The organism is Anaerobacillus arseniciselenatis, from assembly GCF_001865995.1.
In the GTDB taxonomy this organism is placed as follows: Bacteria; Bacillota; Bacilli; order Bacillales; family Anaerobacillaceae; genus Anaerobacillus; species Anaerobacillus arseniciselenatis.
In genome coordinates this window covers 1-1781 of record NZ_MLQQ01000016.1, presented here as the reverse complement: position 1 = coordinate 1781, position 1781 = coordinate 1, and the positions used below count along the sequence as shown (strand labels likewise).

1 protein-coding gene is annotated in these 1781 nt (G+C 42.2%); it reads left to right on the top strand.

From position 1 onward, the window contains the following. Nucleotides 1-123: 123 nt before the first annotated feature. Complete coding sequence (locus BKP35_RS08945) at nt 124-1401, top strand: IS110 family RNA-guided transposase (RefSeq protein ID WP_071313008.1); 1278 nt, start codon at nt 124-126, stop codon at nt 1399-1401. Nucleotides 1402-1781: the final 380 nt, after the last annotated feature.

Below are 1781 nucleotides of genomic sequence, written 5' to 3'. Positions count from 1 at the left end.
GAGCATTCCTGTTAGAAGGATTTTCGGGGACTTGAAAAAAAAAGAGCCCTCCTGGTATGATACGGGGTGTCAAATCGTGCACCGAGATGACCCCTAACTTAGTTAACCAAGGAGGACTTCATAATGAATTTTAAACAAAACGAAAAAATAAATCAAGTCACTGAAAAAACACTCGTCGTTGGTATGGATATTGCGAAACGAACTCATTTCGCTTGCTTTACCGATGATCGTGGACGGGTGCTCCAAAAATCATTTCCTGTTTCTCAATCACATGATGGCTTTGAGCAGTTTTATCAGCGAATATTAGCGGCGCTAAGAGAACATGGAAAATCGGAAGTCATCATTGGAATAGAGCCTACAGGGCATTATTGGCTTAATCTTGCCTACTTTCTAGAGGATCGAGGTTTTCCTCTTGTCATGACTAATCCGATGCATGTGAAACGATCAAAAGAGTTGGACGACAACCTTCCGACAAAGCATGATCGTAAGGACGCGCTGGTCATCGCCCGTTTGGTCAAGGATGGACGTTTCAGCTATCCAAGAATATTAAAAGATATGGAAGCTGAACTTCGTGCTGGTTCCACTTTTAGAAGCAAATTGACAGAGGAATTGGGTGCTGTTAAAAACATGATGATCCGTTGGTTAGATCGTTATTTTCCTGAATTTACACAGGTGTTTCCATCATTCGGAAAAATGGCTCTAGCAGCCCTAGAGTGCACGCCATTACCAGTCGATCTTCATGAAAAAGAACCCAATGAATTATTAGAACTTTATCGCACTGTAGATGGGCTCAAGTCGCCTCAAAAACCAAAAGCGATTCAACTAATTGACCTAGCTGCACATTCAATTGGAGTAACAGAAGGACGTAAGATGGCCCGTTTTGAAATCACCACACTCGTTCGCCGTTACCACCAATTAGAACAAGACATCGAAGACATTACACAACAATTAGTAGAACTCGTACAAACATCAGTAGAATACGAATGGCTCAAGACTGTTCCTGGTCTGGGGGACACTACACTCGTTGACCTTCTAGCCGAAATCGGAAGCTTTTCACACTATGAAGATCCACGCCAACTTATCAAACTAGCGGGACTTACATTACGTGAAAATTCATCGGGGCAACACAAAGGCCAAAAACGTATATCTAAACGAGGAAGAAGGAAATTACGAGCACTTCTATTTCGTGTCATGATGCCGATGGTTCGTCATAATGAAGCTTTTCGTAAACTACATGAATATTACACGAATCGCTCGAGCAATCCGTTACGTAAGAAGCAGTCAATTGTGGTCCTTTGCGGAAAACTACTGAAAGTTTTACATGGAATTAGTACAAAAAACAAAGCATTCGATGCACAGCGAATGATGAGGGATATTCCTAGTCTCGTAGAGGCTGCATAACCCCCTACACTCTTTATTTGACCTAGACAACAGGATGACACGGAGAAGCTGGCACAATAAACCCCATTCGACCCTAGAGTCCCTAAAGGAGCTTCGCTAGCCTCTGCCTTATGACTAGACCGAACGAAGGAATGTAGGCACACTGATGCCCAGAGACATGGGAGGGTACGTCATCATAAGCTACGCAGAGATCCATTGTGCATCATATAATTTTTTAGCACTACTTACCATTAAAATCCAGTAGTGACCGCGTAGCGTACCCACCAATTGGCATAGTTTCACATATTATAAAAATAATGTTAGAGGTCGTGTCGAAAAATATTTTTTTGGTACTTCTCCAACGGCTCAAACCGTTGGTATATCAATATTTATAGAGGGAG

Coding starts and splice junctions, on each gene's coding strand:
- BKP35_RS08945 (WP_071313008.1), top strand. CDS start 124: ATGAATTTTAAACAAAACGAAAAAATAAATCAAGTCACTGAAAAAACA.